Consider the following 24,426-nt stretch of genomic DNA (forward strand, 5'->3'; position numbering starts at 1 on the left):
ACCTTCATGGAACGGAGGGAGAGCTTGCTTAAGTGGAGTAGCGATGTATGGGCAAAGCTGACAGGACCGTACGGTTCTGCAGAGAACGTACCTGTGTTATTGCAGCAGCTCATGGGGCAATATAGCCAGGAGATTTTTGACGAACTCTTTCAGGAGCATTTGTTCCATCAAAATACGATCTATACGGCTACCTACGCGGCGATGCCGTTTTTGGCACAGCTAGCATGTTCTACATCGGATGCGGAAGTGCGCAAAGAGCTGTTTATCAATGGCGGTATAATCGAGGCAAGCCGTGATGGGCGCGATGAGGCGCCATTTCCGGAAGCTTGGGCTGAACTGGCCGAAGATGCAGGCAGCTCCGTTTGTGCTGAATTGTATCGTGAATATATAGAGGCAGTAGGCAAGCTCAAGGCGCTTACCGGGGAAGTATTCGCCTATGCAGCCCATCATTCCATCGATGAGACGGAGAAACGTTATATTCTTGTAGCGGATGCTGCTTATCGGGGCTCGTATATCGTTGCCAACATGCTGATGACGTTTATTCACGGGGATGAGTATGTGGCCGTGTGCCCGGCCTGCGGGGAAGATGTATTCCTATGGCCTGATGAAGATCATGCAGAAATCCTTCAAGCCCACGAACACGATCCCGTCTTTCACACTGGCCAGGAATCACATGTCATCGTTCCGGCAACGTCATTGGCAGATGAAGAAATACGAACATTAGCGGAGCGGGCCGTAGCGATCGGAGAGCCGACGTTAGCTGGGCATCTGCATTATTTAGCGGGGGAAACATCATGTCCGTCCTGCCGTGAGCGAATTTCGATATGGCCGTCTTTACTTAGCACATTTACAGTGTAGAGCTGCAGGTTAAGTGGGAGAGAAACTAGGAGCTGTCACGCCGCGACAAGCTCCTTCACATTTATCGATGGAAAAATTAACACTTGCTCTTCACCGCGATGGCTGGCGCTCCAGCTCTCTTGAAGTAAGGCAGCAATGAAATCAAGCCCAGAATCGCCAGAACGAAGCCTACCCATAACGGAGAACGGAGTCCGTATCCTGCGTCGATGGTCAGTCCTCCGATGGAAGAGCCAGCGACGACGCCGAGGCTAATAACGGATCCGTGAACGGTCGTAACCAGCGTGCCGGTCCCTGCAACTCGGGTGATGCGGGTCGACATCGCGGGATTCAGGGTCACTCCCGTTAGTCCAATCAGAATGACAGCAATGACAGAAACGTACGGACTGTGGGCATAGATTCCGAACATCATCAGCGCCGCAGTCAAGAGCATCAATCCCATGGTTAAGGTTGGCATCATATACCGATCGGCAAGTCTGCCGGTAACCAGGTTTCCTGCGACGGTCGCCATGCCGTATATCCCTAACAGAAGCGGAATCGTCGCTGTGTCGAAGCCGGAGAGGTCGGTAAGAATAGGTGCGAAATAACTGAATGTGGCAAACGTCGCGCCGATAATGAGAAGGCTGGTCGCATAGGCAGCCCATAGATTTGGATTTTTGAAACTCGCCAGTTCACCGCGCAAACTAACGGACTCCGGCTTGGATGCGGCGGGGATCACTTTCATGCCCAAAAGGCCAGACAGCAAAACCAGTACGACAACCGCCCAAAAACTGGAGCGCCATCCGAAGTATTGGTTGAAGAGCATCGCCACGGGCAAGCCGAGCGCGGTAGCCACCATTAAACCGCCAAGGACGATGGATGCGGCACGACCGCGATACTGAGGACTGACGAAGTCGAAGCAAATGCCAAGCGAAACGCCGAAGCAAGCAGCGGAGGAAACGCCGGTAATGATCCGGGCAACCATCATCATCTCATAACCGATGGCTAACGCGCCAAGTGTTTGACCGAAGAGGAATATGGCCGAAATCCATAAGAAAGCCCGCTTCTTCGACACTTTGGATAAACCAATCGCTAACAAAGGACCCCCCACAATCATCCCCGCAGCATAAGCGGATATAAGGTATCCGACGGAAGCAATGGATACGTCAAATTCCTTCGATAACGAAGTCATAATTCCAGCCACCGTGAATTCGGCAGTGGTCATGGAAAAGATCATCATTCCCAGTACATAAATAGCAAACGGCATATGAATAACCTCCGGTTCTCGAACAAATTGTAATGGTTAGTACAAAATTAGGTGTGGTAATGCTTCTACGGAGCTCCGGTTCAGACGCTCTTACTTTTTTATTAATCAGTACAAAATTAGCCGTAAAAAAGTGCAACGTTAGAACAAGACTTCCAACGTTGCTTTGGCCATTTGAACAGCCCTGTCACGATTCTGAGCAGCGGCATTGAGTACCCGGAGTCCATAATAATTACTTAGAAAGAGGTGGGCTAAATCCGAAGCCGGATGTGTCCGCGAGATTTCTCCCGACATCTGCCCTGTCTCAATCGCCTGTTGTAGAGCCTGCTCCAGCAAATCCACGTGTCGTTTGAATAGGCGTTCGACCGCCGGATCTCTTTGCGCGCGCTCCATGGCAGCATTGATCAATAGGCAGCCTCTTCGATTCTCGTTTGAAAAGTCCTCTTGGATCGCCCAATTGAGCAAAACACGAAGCCGGTCTTTTACAGGTCCTTGCCGGTTAAGAATCTCAATCTGGGCTTGGATGCCGGTCTCATGGTAACGCAAGAGGGCTTGTTCATAAAGCTCGTGCTTACTTCCGTAGGCATTGTATAAGCTTCCTCTTCCAAGACCGGTTTGTTTGCACAGATCCTCTGTCGAGCAAGCTTCGTAGCCATTTTCCCAGAATAATTCCATAGCCGCATCGATAACGGCGGTATCTTTAAACTCCCGCGGTCTTCCGCTTTTACTCACCTCATTCCACTCCCTTCCTGCACAATCTAATAAAAACATCATAATAATTTTGTACTGATCTGTCAAATATAAGCTTGAAGCGGATACTGTTCGGGTGCGCGAGAGTTTAGCTTGACAAGATGTATGGTTTTATGCAAAGTTACTGGTGTCGAAAAGGCTAAACGAGCGCGAGAAGCGAGAAAAGGTGAACCTTATGAAAGCGAACCGGATGGAAGCGTTCAGCGATGGCGTGTTGGCGATTATCATTACGATCATGGTGCTGGAATTCAAATTACCGGCAGGCCATGACTGGTATGCGCTAATCGGACTTGGCCCGAAAATTCTCAGCTACATCTTCAGTTTCGTATATATCGGCATCTACTGGAATAATCATCATCACCTGCTGCACATGGTTCGAACGGTGCATGGGCGGTTGATGTGGCTTAACCTGCTGCTGCTCTTCTGGCTATCTCTTATACCGTTCACGACAGCTTGGATGGGGGAAAGCCATTTTGCATCCACTCCAACGGCGTTGTACGGCATTATTCTGCTGCTATCGGCGTTCTCGTACCGGCTGCTTCAGCGCGCGATTATTAAACAGCATTCCGGCGATTCCTCCTTCGTCGTATCGATGGGCAAAGACTGGAAGGTGAAATTATCTCCTTTTCTCTACTTGACCGCGGTGTTGACCGCCTATGTGAGTCCTTGGATATCGTGCTTCTTTTTCGTACTCGTTGCTGTCATCTGGTTCGTACCGGATAAGCGAATCGAGCATGCTCTGAGAGGCCAGTAAGAATAGCTCTTCGATTCTCGCGTATAAGCGGGCTTCGAAGAGCTTTTTTTGAACATTGGAACAGCCATCTACAGGATCGCATTTAACCCGTCTTGAGCGGTTTGAAGAAGCAGCCGCGGGAAGGCCTAATGGCGGGTGACGAATTTCAGGCGATCCGTTAGAATGAAATAGACTCTACGAGAGCCCTTATTGAAAGCTTTCTCACGGAGAAGGACCGTGAGAGCAACGGAGCCATTTCCAACCTTGTACGTATCTTGTGCGAGCGCGATCAAAAAGAGATGATGGCGGGGAACTGGTTTCGTAGAACTTACTAATAGAAAGGTTGAGGCATGGATGGGTATGCACGAAATTGAAGGCGCTGTCGATGGCGTTGTTCTTGTATTGGATGAAAGTCCCCTCAGCGCGACATTGGATATGCGCTCCATTTACGATTCCCTAGCTCGTTTTGTGGGAAGATGGGACGCTTCGTTTCAACATTTTCACGTTCTTGCGTCTTTGGTGAAGCATAGGTATACCTATGCGTTTCCGGTAACGGAGCACCCCGAGTACGAGCGGCATAAGGCGTACTTTGACGGGTTGAGAAAACAGGAGTTCCTGCTGCGTCATCCCGACCGCGAGTGGAACTGGGAGACCAATCGTGAGGTAGGCATCTACTGCCATCCGATGGAAGCTTGGGGAGGTCAATATTTGGACCAGATACCGGATCATCTGCAGAATGTCGGCATGATATATTTTGATGCGGGCAGTGAGCTTTGGCAGATGTCGGTGGACGTAGGGAAATTGACCGGCAAAGATGCGGAACCTCCCCGGGAAATTCCTTTGGAAGAGATCATCAGCATGACGCTGTCGGAAGCGCGCAAGCAGAATGAGAAGTTTCTGATCAGCATCTGGTATCCTCTCATGGCTGCCTATGCTATCTTGAATGCGATGGATAAGGCCTGGCAAGCCGGACATATGGAGAGCGGCATGCCGCAGGACGGCTACAGTGCCCAAGCGGTGATGGCAAATCCGCATTTTCAAGCGATACGGAGTCTGATCATTGAAACTCGCGCTTACGAATACAACAACGATTACGGTCTCACCCGATTGCCTGCCGAGGAGGAGTTCCAGACAGGGTTCGAAATGCTGGACGACAGGCTTGCGGAACAGGGATGGGGCCAGTTTCTCGATTGGTGGTATGAACCGCTCAAGAACAGTTATGCGGATAAACGAAATCAGGCGTAGCGATGCTTCCAAAATCAGCATGGAGATCGGTACCCAAAACAGCAAACCAAAGCCAAGACCCTGGCAAGCAGCCGGGTTAAGGCCTTGGTTTTTTGTGTATTCCTAGGGTTTTATGGGTGATTTCTCACTTCTTAACTGCAATCACTGAAATTTTCCGGCTTTTAAATAGCAGGCAACTATCATATAATAGTAGATATATTAATCTTGATTTAAGAATGACAGGTTATAATTGATCCAGAAAAGGGTGTGACTAGGTCGCGCCCTAGCTTGCTGTGGAGCCTAAAGCAAGAGTGCCCACATCTTTTCTTCAAATAATAGCGCGTAAGGACGGTTAAAATGAGTAACAGACAAACCAAAACAGACGTTATCTTAATTGGTGCTGGAATCATGAGTGCGACTTTAGGAACGCTGCTGAAGGAATTAGTACCGGACTGGAACATTACAGTTTTTGAGAAGCTCGCAACCGCAGGAGAGGAAAGCTCTAACGAATGGAATAATGCGGGAACGGGGCATGCTGCACTGTGCGAGCTTAACTACACCGTCGAAAAACAGGACGGGTCCATAGATATTAGCAAAGCGATCAAAATTAACGAAGAGTATCAGGTTTCAAAGCAGTTTTGGTCTTATCTTGTAAAAAGCAATCTGATTCGCAATCCGCAGGATTTTATCATGCCATTGCCCCATTTGAGTTTGGTGCAAGGGGAAGAAAATGTAACGTTTTTGAAAAAACGTTTTGAAGCGATGTCTGACAATCCTCTGTTTCAAGGGATGGAATTTTCCGATGACCCGGGAAAACTGATGGAATGGATTCCGTTGATTATGGAAGGCCGGACTATGAATGAACCTATGGCGGCCACAAGAATCGAATCCGGAACGGATGTCAACTTTGGCGCTTTAACGCGTATATTGTTTGATCACTTAAAGAGCAAGAACGTCGATATCAAATTCAAACATAGTGTAGATGATATTAAACGTGCTAGCGACGGCTCGTGGGAATTGAAAGTGCGGAATGTCGATAACGGTACCGTCGAGCACCATACGGCGAAATTCGTCTTTATCGGCGGCGGTGGAGGAAGCTTGCCTTTACTGCAAAAATCCGGTATCCCTGAAGGGAAACATATTGGAGGATTCCCGGTTAGCGGACTATTTATGGTGTGCAATAATCCGGATGTTGTCGAGCAGCACCATGCCAAAGTATACGGTAAAGCCAAGGTTGGCGCTCCTCCAATGTCTGTTCCGCATCTGGACACAAGATTTATCGACAATAAAAAATCGCTGCTCTTTGGACCGTTTGCCGGCTTCTCACCTAAGTTTTTGAAGACTGGCTCCATGTTTGATTTGATAGGTTCCGTAAAGCCGAATAATGTCTTTACGATGTTGGCGGCAGGCGCCAAAAACGTTCCATTGACGAAATACCTGATCCAGCAAGTGATGTTATCGAAAGAACAGCGTATGGAAGAGTTGCGCGAGTTTATCCCGAACGCCAAAAGCGAGGATTGGGGTATGGTAGTAGCGGGCCAACGTGTGCAAGTGATCAAAGATACGGCTGCCGGCAAAGGAACGCTTCAATTCGGTACGGAAGTGATTAGTGCCGCTGATGGCTCGATCGCTGCATTGCTCGGCGCTTCTCCGGGAGCTTCGACTGCCGTTTCCGTTATGCTTGAATTAGTAAAACGATGCTTCCCGCAGCAATTAAAAGCGTGGGAACCGAAAATAAAGGAAATGATTCCTTCTTACGGCGTGTCACTGCTGAAAAACCCGGAGCTTATCGAAGAAATTCATACTTCGACAGGGCGGACGCTTGGTTTAAGCAAGGAACTGCAACCTGCCATATAGACGATACCATAAAATAAGCTAAGCGGCCTTCGTTCCGAATCCACGGGATTAAGGCCTTTTTGCTTTGACTACCGTCTTTCGCAATGAATAAAGGCAGATGATTTTGGGAAAACTTGCAACGGGCTTGAAAAGGTACTTTGCTACGCTTGGTCTAGCCTAACGATCTTCATCATACCTTCATAATATCCTCATCGTAGCTTCATGATCAAAAGGGCGATTTGCGTTATTATTTATACATAAGCGAAAATTCAACCCAAATTTAAGGAGGAAAAATCAGTATGTCTCTTATCGGAACAGAAGTAAAACCATTCAAAGCATCGGCTTATCACAACGGCAAGTTTATCGATGTTACGGAAGCTGATTTCAAAGGAAAATGGAGCGTCGTTTGCTTCTACCCGGCTGACTTCACGTTCGTATGCCCGACGGAGCTTGAGGATCTGCAAAACCAATACGAAACGTTGAAAGGCCTCGGCGTTGAAGTATACTCCGTTTCCACGGATACTCACTTTACGCATAAAGCATGGCACGATAGCTCCGAGACAATCGGCAAAATCACTTATATCATGATCGGCGATCCTTCGCATACGATTTCCCGCAATTTCGACGTGTTGATCGAAGCTGACGGTCTGGCGGATCGTGGTACGTTCATTATCGATCCGGACGGCGTGATTCAAGCTGTTGAGATCAATGCAGGCGGTATCGGTCGCGATGCAAGCATTCTGGTGAATAAGATCAAAGCTGCCCAATATGTTCGGAACAACCCGGGCGAAGTGTGCCCTGCGAAATGGCAAGAAGGTTCCGCAACCCTGAAGCCGAGCCTCGATCTTGTCGGAAAGATCTAAGGAGTGAAAACTTATGGCACTGGACGCAGATATTAGAGAACAACTAAGTCAATACCTGCAGCTCATGGAAGGCGATGTGCAGATCCAAGTGAGTGCGGGGTCCGATGCCGTATCCCATGAAATGCTGGAGCTGGTGGATGAAATCGCCGGCTTATCCTCCAAAATCACGGTGGAGAGAACCGAATTGTCCCGAACGCCGAGCTTCCATGTGAACCGCGCGGGGGAAGAGACGGGGATTGCTTTTGCCGGCATCCCCTTAGGACATGAGTTCACTTCCTTGGTGCTTGCGCTGCTGCAAGCGAGCGGAAGGCCGCCCAAGGTGGAACAGCACCTCATCGATCAGATCAAGAACATCCGCGGCGAATATCGCTTCGAGACCTACGTCAGCCTGAGCTGTCACAATTGTCCCGACGTCGTGCAGGCACTGAACGTCATGAGCGTCCTAAACCCTGGCATCTCGCATACGATGATCGACGGTGCGGCGTACAAAGCTGAGGTCGAGAGCAAAAACGTCATGGCGGTGCCATCCGTTTACCTCAATGGCGAATTTTTCGGCAGTGGTCGAATGTCGCTTGAAGAGATTCTCGCCAAGCTGGGGACGGCTCCCGACGCATCCGAATTTGCGAACAAGGAGCCGTACGACGTGCTTGTCGTCGGCGGAGGTCCCGCCGGCGCCAGCGCGGCGATCTATGCGGCACGTAAAGGCATTCGTACCGGGATTGTCGCCGAACGCTTCGGCGGTCAGGTCATGGATACCATGGGCATCGAGAACTTCATCAGCGTCAAATACACCGAAGGTCCCAAGCTTGTGGCGAGCCTTGAGGAGCATGTCAAAGAATACGGCATCGACGTGATGAAGCTCCAACGCGCCAAGCGTTTGGAGAAGAAGGATCTCATCGAAGTCGAGCTCGAAAACGGTGCTGTGCTAAGGAGCAAGACCGTCATTGTCTCCACCGGTGCGCGCTGGCGCAATGTGGGCGTTCCCGGCGAAGCAGAGTTCAAGAACAAAGGCGTAGCCTACTGCCCTCACTGTGACGGTCCCTTGTTTACAGGGAAAGACGTAGCCGTGATCGGCGGCGGCAATTCCGGCATCGAGGCAGCCATTGATCTTGCAGGCATCGTGAAGCACGTGACGGTGCTGGAGTTCATGCCTGAGCTGAAAGCCGATGCCGTCCTGCAGAAGCGACTGTACAGTCTCCCGAACGTGACGGTGCTCAAGAACGTTCAAACGAAAGAGATTACCGGCACGGACAAAGTCAACGGGATTACGTATGTCGACCGCGATTCGGGAGCGGAGCATCATGTCGAATTGCAGGGCGTGTTTGTTCAGATCGGACTTGTTCCCAATACCGATTGGTTAGCGGATACGGTTGAACGCACACGCTTCGGCGAGATCGTCGTAGACCTTCATGGCGCTACGAACGTCCCCGGTGTGTTTGCGGCAGGCGACTGCACCAATAGTCCTTATAAGCAGATCATCATTTCCATGGGATCGGGCGCAAACGCAGCCTTGGGCGCATTCGATTATCTCATACGAAATTAAATTAAACTTACGTAAACTCTGAAAGAGCCCCTGTCTTAGGGGCTTTTTTGCTTATAGTGGTGAATTGTAAGCTACTTTGAACAAATTTATCAATACAGGTTTATAATATATATTGGGGATTCGGCTATCATGAGAGGAAAGGAACGAAACATGAAAAGCATATTGTTCAAGTTGATGACTAAATTTACCTCTCTTAACGATGAGGAACAACAGGCGATCGCTGAAGATATCCTTATGGAGGAATACAAGAAGGGAACCGTGCTCCTTAGACAAGGGGATGTCCCCACAAAATGTTATTTCGTGCTGAAGGGATGTGTAAGGCAGTACGCGATAGACGAATCGGGAAAAGAAGTCACATCCAATTTCTACACGGAAGAGCAAGCGGCCTCGATTTTTAATCGTCATCAACAAAATAAGCCATCTGCGTACACTTTAACTTGTCTGGAAGACTGTGTGTTGGTTGTTGGCGATCTTGATGCGGAAAAGGATATGTTTCACAAACATTCCCAACTGGAGACCATGATACGCAAGATGGTGGAAGAAAACCTGGGCGAGGTACAAGACGAATGGACTTCATTTATCGCTTCGACACCCGAAGAACGTTACAAAGCGCTATTGCGAAAAAGACCTCATCTGGTCAACCGTGTACCTCAGCATCAGTTGGCGAGTTATCTTGGTATGACTCCAGAGTCACTAAGCAGAATCAAGAAACGAATTCATACCAGCGAATGATAAGAAAGCTGTCATGCGCTTTTTGGGAGTTTTCCTCCTCTGAGCAGAAGCCATATCCCAAAGCCCAGTTCTCCGGCAATCATGGGGATAGCAAATACAAGATTAAGTATGGCAATAGCCCCGTCATATTGGGGAAGAAACGTTTTGCTTAGGTGAACAACCATATAGCCTATGGAAGCAAGCAGCAATAAAATGCCGATCACTTTAGGAATGCTGCCGGATTTCAAAGCCACATAGCCTATAATCAATAGATGCCCGCCAAATACGATCAAACCAATGGACCAAATCGATTCGAATGCCTCAAGAAATAGCATCATAAGGGATTGAATTTGTTCGGTTTGAAATAAGGCTAAATAAGTTCCAGGCCCTGAGAGATGCAGCACCACGATCAAGTTCAGGATGGCCATTCCCAATATAGCTGAATAGGTAAGACGAAGCCATGCGCCGAGCAAGGAAAGGTTTTTATTCATGGGCTTTAGGAAGATATAGAGAGCCCATGCGACGACAATGTCACTGATCAGGATGATGACCCATCCCACAATTTCGGCTTTGAACAGGCTGTTCGATGTTACGATGTTGTTAAATGTGGCGCCGGCATCGCCTTTCACGACAAGGCTTCCATGGACAAATCCGTAGGAAAAAAATGAGACAAGCGCCATGATGATAAGGGATATGCCCGCGGTTAAAGCAGATTTTCGCTCAGCCATAAGATAGCCTCCTAGATGACATGATTTATTTTCATTGTATTAGGAGGAGGTTGGCCGGTCATTGACTTAAGTCAAGAATGCTTCATTAACCAAGGTTTTATCAAGGGCAAGACGCTCGTAGGCTGCATGGCTTTGGTATGATCCATGTCGTTTCCTTTCAAAATTTCGACGTCCCACCCGAAGGATTGCAATTGTTTTACATTTTTTTGCAATAAACCGATGATATCCACCGTGACGCTTCCAAAGTTCTCGCCATACACAATGGTATCTTTTTCACCTGCGAAAGCCAGTTTAGGGAAGTTCAATCTGTCTTGAATTTTTTTGTCGTCGAAATCCATTAAGCTCTGATACATCGTGAAAAATTGTTTCGTTTGACTGGGATCGATTTTCACCTGGATGTTATTCCAATCGATTTCCTCAGGGCTAGTATGTTGTTCGTGTGGATATTCAGGGATGCTTTGATGATTGATTGCTTGCTCGTAAGTTTTTTCCGTTACGGCTAACATTTCTTTATAGGGTCCTTCATACGGCGGGTATCCGCCCATAATCAGACTTTCCAGCCGGTTTGTTTTGATCGCCAACTGCAATCCGACCAAAGCCAACCAGGAGTAGCCATAATAACTGAATTTCCGTACATTCATTTCGTCAGCTATGCGTAAGAGATCTTGTGCCATATTTTCTGGGGTGAGACTATCCGGTTGGGGATGTTCAAATAGGTGACCTTCATAGTCAAAATACATAACTTGAAACGTGTCGGAAAGTCCTTCGACAAAATTTTTTCCCAATTCAGGATCTACGCCCCACAATTTCAAGCTGTCAGCTTCCTGGCCGTAAACCGATTTTTTCGCTACCGGCAGCATAATGACCTTGCCGGAAGGATTTCCGGTTAGTCCAACCTCCAAGGTTGAACCGTCATGTAATTCTACGATTTTTTTCATGATCATCACTCCTAAGCCGTTTATACTACTACCATACAACATTCATGCAATCTTTCGGTTTCTCAGGGTGAAACAGCCAAGGATGTACTCATTTGATGATTTTGTGTTAACGTAGCACTTGAAGGTTTCACTTCAAGGATAAGGAGTGGGAAGGTGCAAAAAACCTATACGCCTACACAAATTGCAAATGTACTAAACGTCAGTACGACCACGTTGAGGAGATATGAAGAGCAGGGATTAGTTCCTGATGTGCCGAGAACCGCAGGAAATCATAGAACCTACATGCCCATTCATTTTCAAGCTTTTATGACGATTCGCTCCTTATTGAAGGGATATGAGATTCCCGTTGTTTATGATGTTATGAGAAAAATTAAGAATGGAGATATCATTCATGGCCTTTGGTTAGTGAATCAGCAGCTGCATCAAATTCAAGAAGAAAAGCAACGAGTGGAAGAAATACTTGCCATGATCAAAAACGCCGATTTTACCACGTATAGAAATGTTAACATAACGAATGCGATGTCCATTGGAAAGGTAGCGGAAATTGCCGGAATAAACACTTCCGCGATCAGACATTGGGAGAAAGAGGGGCTGATTCGCTCCGAAAGAGATAAAGACAATGGATACAGGATCTTTACTGTACCTGAATTAAGAAAAATATTGGTCATAAGCAGCTTAAGAAAAACCATCTATTATATTGAAAATATGAAGCAGCTTTTACATGATTTGGACTTACATAGTTATTCCAAAATAGATCGATCGTTTCAGCTTGCGCTCCAAAATTTAAACCAGCAGCTTACCATGAAATTCGCGGGAATCGCGGAAATCATGAAATATATCGATTTTTACAAAATAGAGAAGGACGTTACCTGATCGTCTAAATGGTTTTCGTTTGACAAAATAAGCGCTTGGGGCCATAATAAATGTGTTTAAAAGCTTAAACATATAAGGGTGGTTGCGATGGAAGTCTCGAATTGTCAAAACAGAGAGCGTGTGTTGGAAACATTCCAATTAACGACGTCGGTTTTTCAAGCCCTAGGCGATGAGAATCGGCAGCATATTATTATGCTCCTGCTGGAGCACGGCAGCCTGAACGTCAATCAAATCACCGATCAGATGGCAATTTCCAGACCGGCCGTTTCGCATCACTTGAAAATATTGAGACAAGCCGGCTTGATTTCCTTCGACAGGAATGGGAATGAGAAGTTTTATTCGATAAGCTCGGGTGACTTCCTGGTCAAAATTAAAAACCTCATTACAGCGATTGAAACAGGGATATAATTTTTTTTGAAATTTATGTTTAAATTTTTAAACATATAAACATTGTGATGATAGGAGGATGGTTATGAAGAGCCATAGCAGTAAACCGTGGAAGGGCATTTATTGGCTGATGCTGGCTGTACCTTTATTTTGGGGTGGATCTTTCTCGATGGCGGAGCATGTCGTGTCGGAAATTCCGCCGCTTGTCGCTGCGACCCTTCGTTTTGCCCTCGCTGGCTTGTTGTTAATGCTGGTCGTCACTTTGAAATCGGAATGGAACATGTCCGTGTTAAAGCAAAGATGGAAGGGACTGCTTTTTGTATCGTTAACCGGCATTTTTGGCTATAATGCTTTATTCTTTTTGGGTCTGAAATATACGTCTGCGATTAATGGATCGTTGATCATCGCGACCATGCCTGTTTTTGTTACGGTAGGGGCCGTGTTCTTCTTGAAGGAAGCGTGGAGCGGGAGGACAGGACTTAGCTTGGTTTTATCGCTGGTTGGCGTGGTCATTGTCATTACGAAAGGGTCTTTCCATACGTTTAGCACCCTATCCTTTAATGTGGGAGACCTTTTGTTTTTTGCCGCGTTGGCTTGTGGCGTTATCTATGGTTTGCTTGGAAAAGCAGTCATGAAGGAAGTATCCCCGCTATTGGCAACGACTCTGATGACTTTCATCGGCTCGGTGTTCCTTGGGGGCAGCTCGTTGGTTGAAGGGGGATGGGCAAAAGTTCCATATCTATCCTATCAAGGGTGGCTGGAAATACTATATATGGTCCTATTCGGTACGCTGATCGGCTATGTTATCTTTAATAAAGGGGTTGAACAGATTGGGGCGAGCCGGGCTAGCATGTACTTGAATCTGACGCCCATTGTGACGACCTTGTTCTCTGTCGTACTATATGACACAACGATGACATGGCAGCAAGTGCTCGGAATGGCCATGGTGTTGGCTGGAGTTGGCATGGCTACTGCTAAAAAAGCTGACGACCGCTAAAGTGCGGGCGCCAGCTCGTAGAGAAGAGTTTTCCTTTGTCTGCGCTAGACAGACTTTTTATTCCTGCTTGCTTCGCTTATGAACGTTGATCCCAGCAACAGGACAGCGCCCAGCATTTGAACGAAGGTCATCCTTTCGCCGATAACAAATGCGGAGATCAATAAGGAAGCCACAGGATCTATATAGCTTAATACAGCGATACTTTGGCCTTCCAGCCCTCTCATTCCGGAGAAAAACAGGTAAAATCCTACCCCTGTATGCAGTACCCCCAAGATCAAAATGAGGACCATGGAGTTCCCCGAAATCCGAAATAGTTCGAATCCCTCGGTCATCAGAACGTAAGGGATAAGCCATACCGATGATAATAAAAGCTGGGAGAGCGTGCTTTCCAGCCCATTCATGCTTCGGATAAATTTGTTGGTCAAAGTCAGGATGGCATAGAAAGCTGCCGCAATCAGGCCATAGACGATCCCGAGCAGATGATGCCCGGCGCCTTCATTTCCGCCGCTCTGTACAATCAAAAGCAATCCCAAGAGAGCCGTGCCAACGCATATCGCTTTTTTGAGCGAAAGCTTCTCTTTCAGCACAATAGGCGATAGGACAATAACCAAAACAGGAGCAAAATAATAGCTTAAAGCGGCATTCGCGATAGTGGTTTCCTTATAAGACTGAAAAAGAAAGATCCAATTTCCACTCAAGGCGATGCTGGAGAGCAGCAGTATAGGAGCATTCTTTTTCATGGTTTGCCACGAAATATTCTGCTTGGTGCCGATGCAGATGATGAACAAAAACAAGCTGCCGATCAGGCTCATGAATAAAGCGATTTCGCTTGCAGCCAGATCAATATACTTGGCAAAAACGCCGACTGCACCGAAGATGAGCATCGACAAAATGAAATAGATTTTTTCTCTCACTTACTTTTCCCGCTTTCTACTAATATGATGGGGCGACTTAGGAAATGTCGTCTGCGCATGCATACAGTAGAATCTACGGAAAAGGACCGCAAACCTCATGGAAGTACCTTGACAGCAGATTCTACTGTTGAGGTACTACGGGCGGGGCAATAAAGTTATACATCGTTTTCCCTCCTCCACAATGTACAGCCAATGATGTAATAAGCTTATTATATAGCTAAGACAAGTACCCGGAAAGCTGCAGGTCAGTTATCTTCCGTGGCTAAAAAGACTTTAAGAGTCAATTTATGCTAAGATATGGGTATTGAATGTATTTCCAAAAATTTACGATAAACAGTTTTCAAATAATGTACGAATATGGAGGGCACCATGGCTAAATTCATAAAAGTAAAAATGTTAAAGAATGATTCACTTGGAAAAAAGGGTGAAACACAATGGTTGAAGAAAGATATGCCCAATTATATCTTTTCCCAAGAAGCAAAGCGGTTCTTATTGAAGTAAGCGATAAAAATAAATTAGAGGCGGGATATCCGATTCCAAAACACTTGAAGGACATTCTCATCCCGACGGGTAAGAACAATGACGAGAACCGTGTAGATGAGGTTTATGGCCATAAAAAAGGCAAAGACATTTATATAGGCGAATATAAAAATGACTCTGTGTTGATGATTAAAGAATGGCTGGAAATCCTAAATCCCCAGTAAAATTATAACGAGGCAGGCGCTGAGATTTCCAGCGCTTCATAAAGTTCAATTTGGCGTCTGGTGATCTCTCCGAATCCGAATTTTAAATCCTGCCCAGACCGTTCGTAGCACTCGATAAAGTCCAGTTCATCGCGCAGTCTTTGCATCGTATAGCGCTGGAAGAGCTTTTTCTCGCGCATGTCCTTTTTGATGTACGACAGATAGATCAGTGCCACGAATTCAACAAACAGCTTTCCGTCCAGACTGCGCTCAGAGGAAACCTCCATCCGACGAAAGTTCAGACGCTCCTTCAGATTTCCGAATGCTTTTTAGCTGCAAAACCACTACGATGGTGTTGTTTGATGGCTTTCATCTAAACTGACGAATGGTCTGCTTGAAGGAGTGAATAGCTTATTCCAAGCGGCCAAACATAAGGCGCGTGGTTACCGCTCTGACAAGAACATCATCGCCATGGTATACATCCTGGCAGGTAAATTGAACTTTGCCTTGAAATAAGAAAAGAATTGGCAACAGTATGGAGCCACGCATCGCTCGCATCTGAACCAATTCCCTTGTCCGATTTTCAAAGAGTTTCTGAAAATTCATATTGGCTAATTTACGCTCGTAGCATCGCTAGTGGCGAAGAGCCCATATCTTCTTCTACACAAAGGGGGAGACAAAAGATGCAAACAAAATTAGTATTCCGCTTACCTTTATCGCCATAAATTCTGACCCGTTCAGCAAGCCCTACTAAACGATGTTGTCACCCTGCTTGACGCTGTTAAGGTCCTATTGTCGACAATCTTCAATATTGAAATTCTGAAGAAGCCGTCGAAGCTATTGCTAACGGATTCGTTTGGCTGGAATAGTCATGGCGCATGTTAAGAAAGAGCTCAATGATAATAGGCGTCAATCCTAATAATGATCTTAATTTATTCGAAATTTTTAATTGCAAGGCATTCAGCTTTGTGTTAAAATCAGAAAAAATTCATAAGTATATCTTGCACATGTACTTATGAAATAGGCAATTATTATGGTGCCAAACCTGTATTACGGGCAGGCTTAAGCCTGCCCTCCTTTGTTCACGATAGAACAATATGACTATGAAAGAATGTGAGCAAACAATGGTTGCTTATTGTTTTGTTGACGCATGGACAATCAGAAACAAGACGTAGATTCAAGAGAGTAGCATTGTTTTTAAAGGTATTTCTTGCCCGACAAATCCTTGTCTTAATTGTTGTATGTACATTACTTTATAGATGTGTAAAGTCGTTTAAATTTACGATAATAGTTTGTTTTTTACACATAATGAAACAAACACATCGTATGCTATTCAATCCTTAAGTGCTTTTCGTTACAATTTTATCCTTTCTTCCTCACTACTTCATTAATACTATTCTTCTTTTTTTAGTATAATCGCTTTTTCAAAAATTATTTCAAAATATGATGCTGCTCCATAAGTTGACGTTCCAGGTGCAAAAATTTGAACTAAACGCCAACCTTCCTTTGCGTGATTTTCAATTATTTCATGATATTCTTGTTTTGGTGTGTTACCAAATAGTTTTAGATCTATTTTAACAAATTTGTACTCATACATTTTGTTATTTTCCTCCCCGTAGTTTTCTTAATTATGAATAAGATTCATGGTTTATGATTCTTCTAGTAGGATGACTTATTCAAAATAAAAATAACTAGACGCCATATAATAGTTACTGTAATTGCTCCTAGAGAATATAAGATCCATTTCTTCATTCGTTTCCTCCCTGTCTGCTTATTTTAAATCACTATAGTTTACTTGAGTAAATTTATTATACAATCCCCAATAAAGGTAGACCCGCTAACTCAGCGAAGCTTATTAGTAGCTTTCATATAATATACTATCAAAAGAGCATAAATAAAGGGTGAAAAATATACAAATTTTTGATTTAGAAGTATCAATACTAAGGATAAAATAGAATATATTATTTGTATAATTGTTTTTTTGAATTTAGTAAAGTCATGCTTAGATGGCAAGATGATCATTAATAAATAACATCCGACAACAGACCAGACCTCAAGGAAATAGTTACTCAATGAATACTGTAAAATAATATATTGTAATGAAATTAATAAAAATGAAAAAATCAAGTATAGACTACCACTAGCAAGATCAACTGATATTTTTAGTCTTTTATCTGTGAGTGGAAAATATTTTAGAAGTACATCCTTATCAAAGAAACTAATCAAGCGAAATTCAGAAAAAAAGAATAAACCTAGTAACCAAGATGTACTACTGTATAGATTGGTTTTATTTATTAAACCGTAAATATAAATCAAAATTGTTGCCAACATTATTCTTCCAAATTTAGAAACCAAAGTATAGTCGCGAAGATATATTTTATTAAGAAGTATTATAATATACGAATCTTTATTTAAAAATTTAAAAAGTAAAAAAATGAATTTATTAATTAATATTAAAATATTGTTTATTACAAGATTATTATTTACTCGCCTTTCATTTGTACGTAATATACTGTTTATAACTACTAGTGAAATTATAAATAATAATACTGTAACAAACAATAGTACAAAATCTATTTGATAGGAAAATGTGGTCATGTTATAGTTGTTAAAAATTAAAGGTATTTTTACTCGGATAGTTATCAAGGAAATACATATTATAATAACTTGCAAAAAGAATTGATAACGTATGTTGGTTTTTATGAAATAAACAATATATTCAACCATTTGAGGTATAAACATTGCTAGGTGGAGACGTATGAAAAAAATCAATATGCAATAAATTGGTATTCTTAAAAATAAGAGTATGCACATGAAAAACACTTGCGTAATAATTTGATCGGTATTCCAACAGCGATAAATATAGTGATAGTAAATTATTTTTTTGGAACTAATAGGAAAATACTTCGTAAAAGATAAAAATTTTGAAAGATTATTTGAATATGGGTCACTTAGCAACGCCACTATCATATACAAAAAGAAAATAGTAGCAGGAAAATAAAACATAAAGAGCAAACCAATTGTGCCGATTAAGAAATATAAAAAAACAGCCAATACTAATATGGTTATAATTTTGGATATTATACTGGTTTTTTCATCAAAGAATTTCTTGTATGTACCGATCAATGAGTATTTTCTCATTTTATATTCCTCGATTCTGACAACCAAAGAAGCAAACTTCTCTAAATAAAAATTTTCACTATTGTTTATTCAACATTTTTCAGGAAACTATAATTGGATAGGGTGAATACCACTTTCGTAAGCACTATTTTATTGATAACGGGGTAATAGTTTATTCCCATGATGCATTAGTAATACATCCATTTTCCAGAACGCAGTACTTATCTGATATTTCCTTTGCGAGAGAGGAAATATGAGTAGTTAAAAAAACAGAACAATTATTTTGAACATAATTTTTAATAATTTCCAAAATATTAGTTACTGATTTACTATCTAATCCCTCGAATATTTCATCACAAAATAAAATTTTTGGTTGATACAATAATACTCCCAGCAATTGTATTTTTTTTCTTGTTCCAAAAGACAAATTTACAATAGGTGTTTTTAAATGTGGCTCCACAAATAATTTTCTTGATGTTTGATCTATAAAATTTATTGCGTAATTACTAGGTATTTGAAAAATATTAATTATAAATTCGAAATATTCAGACGGTGTTAATAGATTAAGGTGATCAATATGATCAGAAGCCACTAATCCTGTTTGTCTTCTTAAAAATAATCGATCTCTATTTAAAGATCCATTTATTTCTACTGTGCCCTCACTTATTGTTTCCAATCCTAACAAACATCTAATCAAAACACTTTTACCTACACCATTTGAACCTATCAAAACAAAAATCTCATTATTTAAAATTTCGAAACTAACTTGATTTAAAATAATTTTATTTTCAATAATTTTAGTTAATGAATTTGCCTTTAATACTATGTTACTGGATATCATTGAATGCTCCTTCTTAAAATTATGACGGTTTTAAATGGCGTGGAATGATTTAGGAGATAAGGTCATGAGAAAAAAATCCGCATTATTAATCGCCTTCATCTTTAGGAGTGTATTCTGTAACAGTAGCTAGAGGGGGACAGTAGTTTTGTAACCTTAAATTTGATTTAGTATACCTTGCACGTATACTAATGAGAAATAGACAGTTATTATGGGGCCAAACCTAAATTTTGAAGGATTTTATAAATTGCCTCAATGTACGGTAAGCTGCTGTTTTGATAGAGCCAATTTGCAAATCCAGACCAATCAGCATTTTTAATGAAATCATAGATTGCATTTCCTGTAATACCGGCAATAACACCTTGCCAAAACCCAGGGATCTTGTTCCAAACTTCAACTAGAATTCTAGCTACAGTAATGAATATTTGGGGCATTACTAGAAATCCTCCTATTTTATTACAAAACTACTGTCCTAAATTAACTATAATATACAATTTATGGCATGTCAAATATTTTCTAACTAATAAGGTTATATTAGGTTGAAAAATATCAAAACGACACAAAAAAAGTAAAAAAATGTACGATATTAGGGGCTAAAAACCAAAATCAGTGCTCGACATATTCCATCTACGATACAGTGTGTTTAGATGTCAGTAAAATGAGCTTTAAGCACTCTGAAGAAACCAATAGAATTGAACCGAAATTTCGAAAGAGCTTTGTAGCAAGGGTCGTCCATAAAACGAGCGTCATGTACACTGTAAAAAGAAGGGTATTTCCCAGCGTAATAGAGTCCATTTCATAAATTGCGGGTAGTTCTTCCCCTTCCCCATTCAAGAGGCTGCGCGGTTTGTATGTTAGATTATGGGAATCATCATCCAGTAGGGCCACTCTCGCCTCGATGCGCTTCATGCGTACCGGTTGGCAAAGTTTTTTGCCAGCTTAAGTACAACGGCTCGGCTGTGTTGGATGATCAGTAATTGGAAAAATTTTCATCAAACTATACAGCTAATAGCTTTCAACATTTCCAGCAGGTTACGTTAATTCATGTGGTATAGTAAAAAAGTAGGCATACAAATAACCCTCCAATTCACCTCGCTTTGGAAGGTTCTTCCAATGTTGATGTGCTAAACAGTTCGGAATGTCTTTTTGGAATTTAAGATGGCGTAAACCCAATGAACCAACTTGTTTGCACATGCGACTAAAGCTACTTTGTGTGGCTTTCCTTCGGTTCTTTCTGATCGTAGAATTCCGTTGATCCCAGTAACAGGACAGCGCCCAGCATTTGAACGAAGGTCATTTTTTCGCCGATAACAAATGCGGAGATCAATAAGGAAGCCACAGGATCTATATAGCTTAATACAGCGATACTTTGGCCTTCCAGCCCTCTCATTCCGGAAAAAAACAGGTAAAATCCTACTCCGGTATGCAGTACCCCCAAGATCAAAAATGAGGACCATGGAGTTCCCCGAAATCCGAAATAGTTCGAATCCCTCGGTCATCAGAACGTAAGGGATAAGCCATACCGACGATAATAAAAGCTGGGAGAGCGTGCTTTCCAGCCCATTCATGCTTCGGATAAATTTGTTGGTCAAAGTCAGGATGGCATAGAAAGCTGCCGCAATCAGGCCATAGACGATCCCGAGCAGATGATGCCCGGCGCCTTCATTTCCGCCGCTCTGTATAATCAAAAGCAATCCCAAGAGAGCCGTGCCGACGCATATCGCTTTTTTGAGCGAAAGCTTCTCTTTCAGCACAATAGGCGATAGGACAATAACCAAAACAGGAGCAAAATAATAGCTTAAAGCGGCATTCGCGATAGTGGTTTCCTTATAGGACTGAAAAAGAAAGATCCAATTTCCACTCAAGGCGATGCTGGAGAGCAGCAGTACAGGAGCATTCTTTTTCATGGTTTGCCACGAAATATTCTGCTTGGTGCCGATGCAGATAATGAACAAAAACAAGCTGCCGATCAGGCTCATGAATAAAGCGATTTCGCTTGCAGCCAGATCAATATACTTGGCAAAAACGCCGACTGCACCGAAGATGAGCATCGACAAAATGAAATAGATTTTTTCTCTCACTTACTTTTCCCGCTTTCTACTAAATATGATGGGGCGACCTTGGAAATGTCGTCTGCGCATGCATACAGTAGAATCTACGGAAAAGGACCGCAAACCTCATGGAAGTACCTTGACAGCAGATTCTACTGTTGAGGTACTACGGGCGGGGCAATAAAGTTATACATCGTTTTCCCTCCTCCACAATGTATAGCCAATGCATGTAATAAGCTTATTATATAGCTAAGACAAGTACCCGGAAAGCTGCAGTCAGTTATCTTCCGTGGCAAAAAAGACTTTAAGAGTCAATTTATGCTAAGATATGGAGGAAGGTTACATCTTGGTGTACGGGGGTGCTAGAATGGGATATATTGAGGAATTGCGAAGCCTTGTAGGACATCGGCCTTTAATTTTTGTCGGTTCTGTAGTTATTGTTCAGGACAGCAATGATAGAATCTTGCTTCAACAACGCAAACATCCGTTTGGGGCATGGGGAATCCCCGGAGGTCTCATGGAGTTAGGGGAAACCGCGGAGGATACGGCTCGTCGTGAACTGCTAGAGGAAGCGGGTATCACGATCGGGGAGCTAGAACTCATTGATGTGTTTTCGGGACCGCAAAATTTTATCAAGGCTCCGAATGGGGACGAATTTTATGTCGTAACCATTGCGTATTCAACCAGAAGCTTTACGGGTCAGCCTTTTATTAACGATGCGGAATCGTTGGATCTTAAATTTTTCGATCTTCAAGAGGTTCCCGAACTGGTTAAAAGCCATCGTGTCATACTCGAACGCTTTCTCGCAAAAAACAATACCTTATTGCGCTAGCCGCTACGTTCTGTCCATTCGTACTTTTGATTAAAACATAAATGACCCGCAGGAGGGCCACTTTTTTGAAGTGTTCCATCCTACGGGTCACCGTTCAGAGTTGAGGTTATTGTACTCCTATTAACCTCATGCGCCTTGACTTGCTATTTCTTCAATGGTGTTTCAGTTTTGTGTTCAATAACCTGTAATACTTTTGGTTCAACAGCTTTCATCATTTGTTCCTTGGCACGATTGCTTAGAGTTGCTCCATTTTGTTCACCTTGAAACTGCTTCTCAACCTGTGTTTTTGCAATCACATCAATCACTTGTTGTTTAGAGACATTTTTAGATGCTGCAACCTCCACAACAGATTTACCTTTTGCTAATTCTTGTTTTAAATCGGTCGGGCTCATTTTTAGTAACGAAAACAGCTTTTCATCGTTTAAAAAGTCATCAGCAAAATAATCAGGCTTGCCATTTTTGGAGAAATAACCTTCTACTTTATTGAATGAAGGTGTAGTCTCACCTCCGACCACCCCAACACTGATTGTATTGCCCTGAACAAATACCTGGTAGAACGGTGTTTTTGATCCCTTCTTGGTGTAATTCAACATAAACGTTTTTTGATCCGGGTTCTCCATTTGCTCCATAGCAACATCGTACTCTTTGAGGTGGCCATACATTTTATCAATGAGAGAATTTACCTTCGCCTTGATTTGCTGATCGGTTAAAGTAATGAGCGGCTTCTCCCTAGGCTCCCAATTCTCTTGAGTCAAGTCTTCAATCTCACCCATAATACCGTTGGTATGAAGGGTAATCTTTTTGCCGGTTCCTCCTTTTTCCTGCAGTACGATGCTTTGTTGGATCGTTTTCGTATTGGTTGAATTCGTGGAGTCTCCAAGGTAGCTTGCATCGATAATCTCAAACGATTTTGTTTCGGGAAGTGCGCTATACAGCTTCTCAAGCGTTGCTTTGCCAACCTCGTCCACCTTGACTTGTTCAGCAGTCATTGGTTTTCTAGTAAGCATGTCAATCAGGGGAGGGGCCGCAAATGCTGCGGTCGGAATCAAAATCGCAGCAGCAACTATTCCGCCAATTAATCGTTTTTTCATGGTTTTTTCGCTCCTTTTTCGTTGCAAATATTGAGAATACGATTGTTCTATTCGTTTGGAAATGGCCGGCGGGCACTCCATCGTTTCTGCCTCTTTGAGTAGATGTTCACGGATTTTTCGTTCAATAGGCATTGTTCTTTTCCATCCTTTCCATGGGGAGATTCCCTATGTTTTTTCGAAGCGCCTGGAGGCCAGCATGATATCTGGACTTGACTGTACCCAGCGGAATACCGAGCAATGTCGCGATTTCCTCAAGAGTATAGTCGTGAAAAAAGCGGAGGATAATCACTGTTCGCTGTTTGTCGGTCAGTTTTTGGATTGCCTGCGATATCTCTTGGTTCGTCCCCTCCATGATCACAGTGGGCTCATCCCAATGATGCTCTTCCCGAGAGAAGATACGGATGCGTTCAAAAATTCGGAATCTCCTCCAGCTCTTGACCCGAAATCTCTGCACCTGGCGGATGACCAAGCCGTGCAGCCAGAAGTGGAAAGGACGGTTCGTATCGTAGTTGGCAAGTGAGTTCCACATTTGCATATAGATTTCGTTCATGACATCTTCCCGATCCTGCTGATGATCCACCAGAAAGGAGACGGTCCGGTAAACGTCCCGATAGGTGGCATCATACATCGTTTGAAACGCCTGTTGATCACCATCTTTCATTTTTATGAGTAGGTGGTACATATATTCACTTTGCATTCAGAGGGCCCTCCTGAGTAAGCAGCTTACACCCTATATTGTCTCTGTATCGAAAAAAGGTTCGGTTCTTTATTTTTTTGCAAACGGCTGAGTGTCGGCGGCCATCGATCAGGAAGACTACAATCATTACGTCCACTACGAGAATAAAACAAAAGCCGGATTCCTTAGAGTAGGAAAACCCGGCTTTTTAACTATTTCGGTAATACACATTCAGTCTTTCTGGGCATTTTAGAATGGCTGCCGTCTATCTTTCCATTCGTCAACCTCTCGCGGATCGATCTCAAGAACTTCGCAAATATGCAAAGCTATGGTGACAGTTGGTATCGTAATGCCGTACTCAATGTTTTGATAGTGCTTCAATGATACATTTATGATCCGGCTTATTTTTTCTTGGGATAATTGCTTTTGTTTCCGCGCGTCGACTAATTTCATTTCAATGGTTTGAAGCTCCCTTATCGGCATTTATTCTTATGATAAACACTTTGAGAACCAAATAAAAGGGGGGGACTTTGGATAGAT

Annotated in this window: 24 protein-coding genes and 2 pseudogenes; 13 read left to right on the forward strand and 13 right to left on the reverse strand. The window is 43.4% G+C overall.

Going from position 1 to position 24,426, the window contains the following annotated elements; genetic code table 11:
• The first annotated feature begins 24 nt into the window (after positions 1-24).
• Positions 25-858: a hypothetical protein gene (locus ET33_RS32070; RefSeq protein ID WP_036691984.1), complete on the forward strand. Its 834-nt coding sequence runs from the start codon at positions 25-27 to the stop codon at positions 856-858.
• A gap of 76 nt (positions 859-934) precedes the next feature.
• On the opposite strand, the gene ET33_RS32075 is transcribed toward ET33_RS32070, so the two are convergent.
• Both ET33_RS32075 and ET33_RS32080 read right to left on the reverse strand, forming a co-directional pair.
• Positions 935-2,101, reverse strand: a complete 1,167-nt coding sequence (locus tag ET33_RS32075; RefSeq protein ID WP_036691987.1) for an MFS transporter — start codon at positions 2,099-2,101, stop codon at positions 935-937.
• 138 nt (positions 2,102-2,239) lie between these two features.
• The gene (locus ET33_RS32080) at positions 2,240-2,830 is read right to left on the reverse strand and encodes a TetR/AcrR family transcriptional regulator (RefSeq protein ID WP_036691990.1); all 591 of its coding nucleotides are present in this window, start codon (positions 2,828-2,830) and stop codon (positions 2,240-2,242) included.
• Between the two features lie 193 nt (positions 2,831-3,023).
• Between ET33_RS32080 and ET33_RS32085 the strand changes: the two genes are divergently transcribed.
• From ET33_RS32085 to ET33_RS32110, 6 genes are all read left to right on the forward strand, one after another.
• Positions 3,024-3,602: a TMEM175 family protein gene (locus ET33_RS32085; protein ID WP_036691995.1), complete on the forward strand. Its 579-nt coding sequence runs from the start codon at positions 3,024-3,026 to the stop codon at positions 3,600-3,602.
• 333 nt (positions 3,603-3,935) lie between these two features.
• Entirely contained in the window at positions 3,936-4,826 is an 891-nt protein-coding gene (locus ET33_RS32090; protein WP_036691998.1) for a hypothetical protein, read from the forward strand.
• A 336-nt stretch (positions 4,827-5,162) separates the two neighbouring features.
• Entirely contained in the window at positions 5,163-6,662 is a 1,500-nt protein-coding gene (locus ET33_RS32095) for a malate:quinone oxidoreductase (protein WP_036692001.1), read from the forward strand.
• Between the two features lie 278 nt (positions 6,663-6,940).
• On the forward strand, positions 6,941-7,504 hold the full coding sequence (gene ahpC / locus ET33_RS32100; protein ID WP_036692003.1) for an alkyl hydroperoxide reductase subunit C: 564 nt from the start codon (positions 6,941-6,943) through the stop codon (positions 7,502-7,504).
• Positions 7,505-7,517: 13 nt separating this feature from the next.
• Entirely contained in the window at positions 7,518-9,047 is a 1,530-nt protein-coding gene (ahpF, locus tag ET33_RS32105; protein ID WP_036692007.1) for an alkyl hydroperoxide reductase subunit F, read from the forward strand.
• 150 nt (positions 9,048-9,197) lie between these two features.
• Entirely contained in the window at positions 9,198-9,779 is a 582-nt protein-coding gene (locus tag ET33_RS32110; protein WP_036692009.1) for a Crp/Fnr family transcriptional regulator, read from the forward strand.
• Positions 9,780-9,790: 11 nt separating this feature from the next.
• Here ET33_RS32110 and ET33_RS32115 read toward each other — a convergent pair whose 3' ends face one another.
• On the reverse strand, positions 9,791-10,486 hold the full coding sequence (locus ET33_RS32115) for a DUF4386 domain-containing protein (RefSeq protein ID WP_036692012.1): 696 nt from the start codon (positions 10,484-10,486) through the stop codon (positions 9,791-9,793).
• Between the two features lie 71 nt (positions 10,487-10,557).
• Positions 10,558-11,424 (reverse strand): alpha/beta fold hydrolase, encoded by an 867-nt coding sequence (locus tag ET33_RS32120; protein WP_036692016.1) that lies wholly within the window; start codon positions 11,422-11,424, stop codon positions 10,558-10,560.
• Between the two features lie 153 nt (positions 11,425-11,577).
• Between ET33_RS32120 and ET33_RS32125 the strand changes: the two genes are divergently transcribed.
• From ET33_RS32125 to ET33_RS32135, 3 genes are all read left to right on the forward strand, one after another.
• Complete coding sequence (locus ET33_RS32125; RefSeq protein WP_036692018.1) at positions 11,578-12,297, forward strand: MerR family DNA-binding transcriptional regulator; 720 nt, start codon at positions 11,578-11,580, stop codon at positions 12,295-12,297.
• Between the two features lie 87 nt (positions 12,298-12,384).
• On the forward strand, positions 12,385-12,705 hold the full coding sequence (locus ET33_RS32130) for an ArsR/SmtB family transcription factor (RefSeq protein ID WP_036692021.1): 321 nt from the start codon (positions 12,385-12,387) through the stop codon (positions 12,703-12,705).
• 64 nt (positions 12,706-12,769) lie between these two features.
• On the forward strand, positions 12,770-13,681 hold the full coding sequence (locus ET33_RS32135) for a DMT family transporter (protein WP_036692022.1): 912 nt from the start codon (positions 12,770-12,772) through the stop codon (positions 13,679-13,681).
• A gap of 44 nt (positions 13,682-13,725) precedes the next feature.
• On the opposite strand, the gene ET33_RS32140 is transcribed toward ET33_RS32135, so the two are convergent.
• Positions 13,726-14,595: a DMT family transporter gene (locus ET33_RS32140; RefSeq protein ID WP_036692026.1), complete on the reverse strand. Its 870-nt coding sequence runs from the start codon at positions 14,593-14,595 to the stop codon at positions 13,726-13,728.
• A gap of 434 nt (positions 14,596-15,029) precedes the next feature.
• Here ET33_RS32140 and ET33_RS32145 point away from each other — a divergent pair, with 434 nt between their 5' ends.
• On the forward strand, positions 15,030-15,299 hold the full coding sequence (locus ET33_RS32145; RefSeq protein WP_036692031.1) for a hypothetical protein: 270 nt from the start codon (positions 15,030-15,032) through the stop codon (positions 15,297-15,299).
• 2 nt (positions 15,300-15,301) lie between these two features.
• Here the strand turns inward: ET33_RS32145 and ET33_RS32150 are convergent.
• Positions 15,302-15,607, reverse strand: a pseudogene (locus ET33_RS32150) (IS1634 family transposase); the annotation flags it as partial.
• Between the two features lie 4 nt (positions 15,608-15,611).
• Here ET33_RS32150 and ET33_RS40070 point away from each other — a divergent pair.
• Positions 15,612-15,794 (forward strand): annotated as a pseudogene (locus ET33_RS40070) (transposase); the annotation flags it as partial.
• A gap of 877 nt (positions 15,795-16,671) precedes the next feature.
• On the opposite strand, the gene ET33_RS32155 reads toward ET33_RS40070, so the two are convergent.
• From ET33_RS32155 to ET33_RS40835, 4 genes are all read right to left on the reverse strand, one after another.
• A complete protein-coding gene (locus ET33_RS32155) occupies positions 16,672-16,875 on the reverse strand; it encodes a DUF4177 domain-containing protein (RefSeq protein WP_036692035.1) in 204 nt (67 codons plus the stop codon).
• Positions 16,876-18,570: 1,695 nt separating this feature from the next.
• Complete coding sequence (locus ET33_RS38075) at positions 18,571-19,239, reverse strand: ATP-binding cassette domain-containing protein (RefSeq protein ID WP_081890595.1); 669 nt, start codon at positions 19,237-19,239, stop codon at positions 18,571-18,573.
• Positions 19,240-19,445: 206 nt separating this feature from the next.
• The gene (locus ET33_RS32165) at positions 19,446-19,670 is read right to left on the reverse strand and encodes a hypothetical protein (protein ID WP_036692042.1); all 225 of its coding nucleotides are present in this window, start codon (positions 19,668-19,670) and stop codon (positions 19,446-19,448) included.
• A 690-nt stretch (positions 19,671-20,360) separates the two neighbouring features.
• On the reverse strand, positions 20,361-21,317 hold the full coding sequence (locus ET33_RS40835) for an EamA family transporter (protein ID WP_456093754.1): 957 nt from the start codon (positions 21,315-21,317) through the stop codon (positions 20,361-20,363).
• A gap of 337 nt (positions 21,318-21,654) precedes the next feature.
• Between ET33_RS40835 and ET33_RS32175 the strand changes: the two genes are divergently transcribed.
• Positions 21,655-22,119: an NUDIX hydrolase gene (locus tag ET33_RS32175; protein WP_036692135.1), complete on the forward strand. Its 465-nt coding sequence runs from the start codon at positions 21,655-21,657 to the stop codon at positions 22,117-22,119.
• Between the two features lie 143 nt (positions 22,120-22,262).
• Here the strand turns inward: ET33_RS32175 and ET33_RS32180 are convergent, their stop codons facing one another.
• The 3 genes from ET33_RS32180 to ET33_RS32190 form a co-directional block, all read right to left on the reverse strand.
• Complete coding sequence (locus ET33_RS32180) at positions 22,263-23,342, reverse strand: hypothetical protein (protein ID WP_200879263.1); 1,080 nt, start codon at positions 23,340-23,342, stop codon at positions 22,263-22,265.
• Complete coding sequence (locus ET33_RS32185) at positions 23,332-23,907, reverse strand: sigma-70 family RNA polymerase sigma factor (protein ID WP_036692045.1); 576 nt, start codon at positions 23,905-23,907, stop codon at positions 23,332-23,334. Before ET33_RS32185 ends, ET33_RS32180 begins: the two co-directional genes overlap by 11 nt.
• Positions 23,908-24,135: 228 nt before the next feature.
• Positions 24,136-24,369, reverse strand: coding sequence for a helix-turn-helix domain-containing protein (locus ET33_RS32190; RefSeq protein WP_327204075.1), 234 nt, complete (start codon positions 24,367-24,369; stop codon positions 24,136-24,138).
• Positions 24,370-24,426 lie beyond the last annotated feature (57 nt).

Source organism: Paenibacillus tyrphae (assembly GCF_000722545.1).
In the GTDB taxonomy this organism is placed as follows: domain Bacteria; phylum Bacillota; class Bacilli; order Paenibacillales; family NBRC-103111; genus Paenibacillus_G; species Paenibacillus_G tyrfis.

What these genes read in the sequence shown, in the direction of transcription:
- ET33_RS32075 (WP_036691987.1), bottom strand. Translation starts at nt 2,101, where the DNA reads ATGCCGTTTGCTATTTATGTACTGGGAATGATGATCTTTTCCATGACC.
- ET33_RS32085 (WP_036691995.1), top strand. Translation starts at nt 3,024, where the DNA reads ATGAAAGCGAACCGGATGGAAGCGTTCAGCGATGGCGTGTTGGCGATT.
- ET33_RS32090 (WP_036691998.1), top strand. Translation starts at nt 3,936, where the DNA reads ATGGGTATGCACGAAATTGAAGGCGCTGTCGATGGCGTTGTTCTTGTA.
- ET33_RS32095 (WP_036692001.1), top strand. Translation starts at nt 5,163, where the DNA reads ATGAGTAACAGACAAACCAAAACAGACGTTATCTTAATTGGTGCTGGA.
- ahpC (WP_036692003.1), top strand. Translation starts at nt 6,941, where the DNA reads ATGTCTCTTATCGGAACAGAAGTAAAACCATTCAAAGCATCGGCTTAT.
- ahpF (WP_036692007.1), top strand. Translation starts at nt 7,518, where the DNA reads ATGGCACTGGACGCAGATATTAGAGAACAACTAAGTCAATACCTGCAG.
- ET33_RS32110 (WP_036692009.1), top strand. Translation starts at nt 9,198, where the DNA reads ATGAAAAGCATATTGTTCAAGTTGATGACTAAATTTACCTCTCTTAAC.
- ET33_RS32115 (WP_036692012.1), bottom strand. Translation starts at nt 10,486, where the DNA reads ATGGCTGAGCGAAAATCTGCTTTAACCGCGGGCATATCCCTTATCATC.
- ET33_RS32120 (WP_036692016.1), bottom strand. Translation starts at nt 11,424, where the DNA reads ATGAAAAAAATCGTAGAATTACATGACGGTTCAACCTTGGAGGTTGGA.
- ET33_RS32130 (WP_036692021.1), top strand. Translation starts at nt 12,385, where the DNA reads ATGGAAGTCTCGAATTGTCAAAACAGAGAGCGTGTGTTGGAAACATTC.
- ET33_RS32135 (WP_036692022.1), top strand. Translation starts at nt 12,770, where the DNA reads ATGAAGAGCCATAGCAGTAAACCGTGGAAGGGCATTTATTGGCTGATG.
- ET33_RS32145 (WP_036692031.1), top strand. Translation starts at nt 15,030, where the DNA reads ATGGTTGAAGAAAGATATGCCCAATTATATCTTTTCCCAAGAAGCAAA.
- ET33_RS32155 (WP_036692035.1), bottom strand. Translation starts at nt 16,875, where the DNA reads ATGTATGAGTACAAATTTGTTAAAATAGATCTAAAACTATTTGGTAAC.
- ET33_RS38075 (WP_081890595.1), bottom strand. Translation starts at nt 19,239, where the DNA reads ATGATATCCAGTAACATAGTATTAAAGGCAAATTCATTAACTAAAATT.
- ET33_RS32165 (WP_036692042.1), bottom strand. Translation starts at nt 19,670, where the DNA reads ATGCCCCAAATATTCATTACTGTAGCTAGAATTCTAGTTGAAGTTTGG.
- ET33_RS32175 (WP_036692135.1), top strand. Translation starts at nt 21,655, where the DNA reads ATGGGATATATTGAGGAATTGCGAAGCCTTGTAGGACATCGGCCTTTA.
- ET33_RS32180 (WP_200879263.1), bottom strand. Translation starts at nt 23,342, where the DNA reads ATGCCTATTGAACGAAAAATCCGTGAACATCTACTCAAAGAGGCAGAA.
- ET33_RS32185 (WP_036692045.1), bottom strand. Translation starts at nt 23,907, where the DNA reads ATGCAAAGTGAATATATGTACCACCTACTCATAAAAATGAAAGATGGT.
- ET33_RS32190 (WP_327204075.1), bottom strand. Translation starts at nt 24,369, where the DNA reads ATGCCGATAAGGGAGCTTCAAACCATTGAAATGAAATTAGTCGACGCG.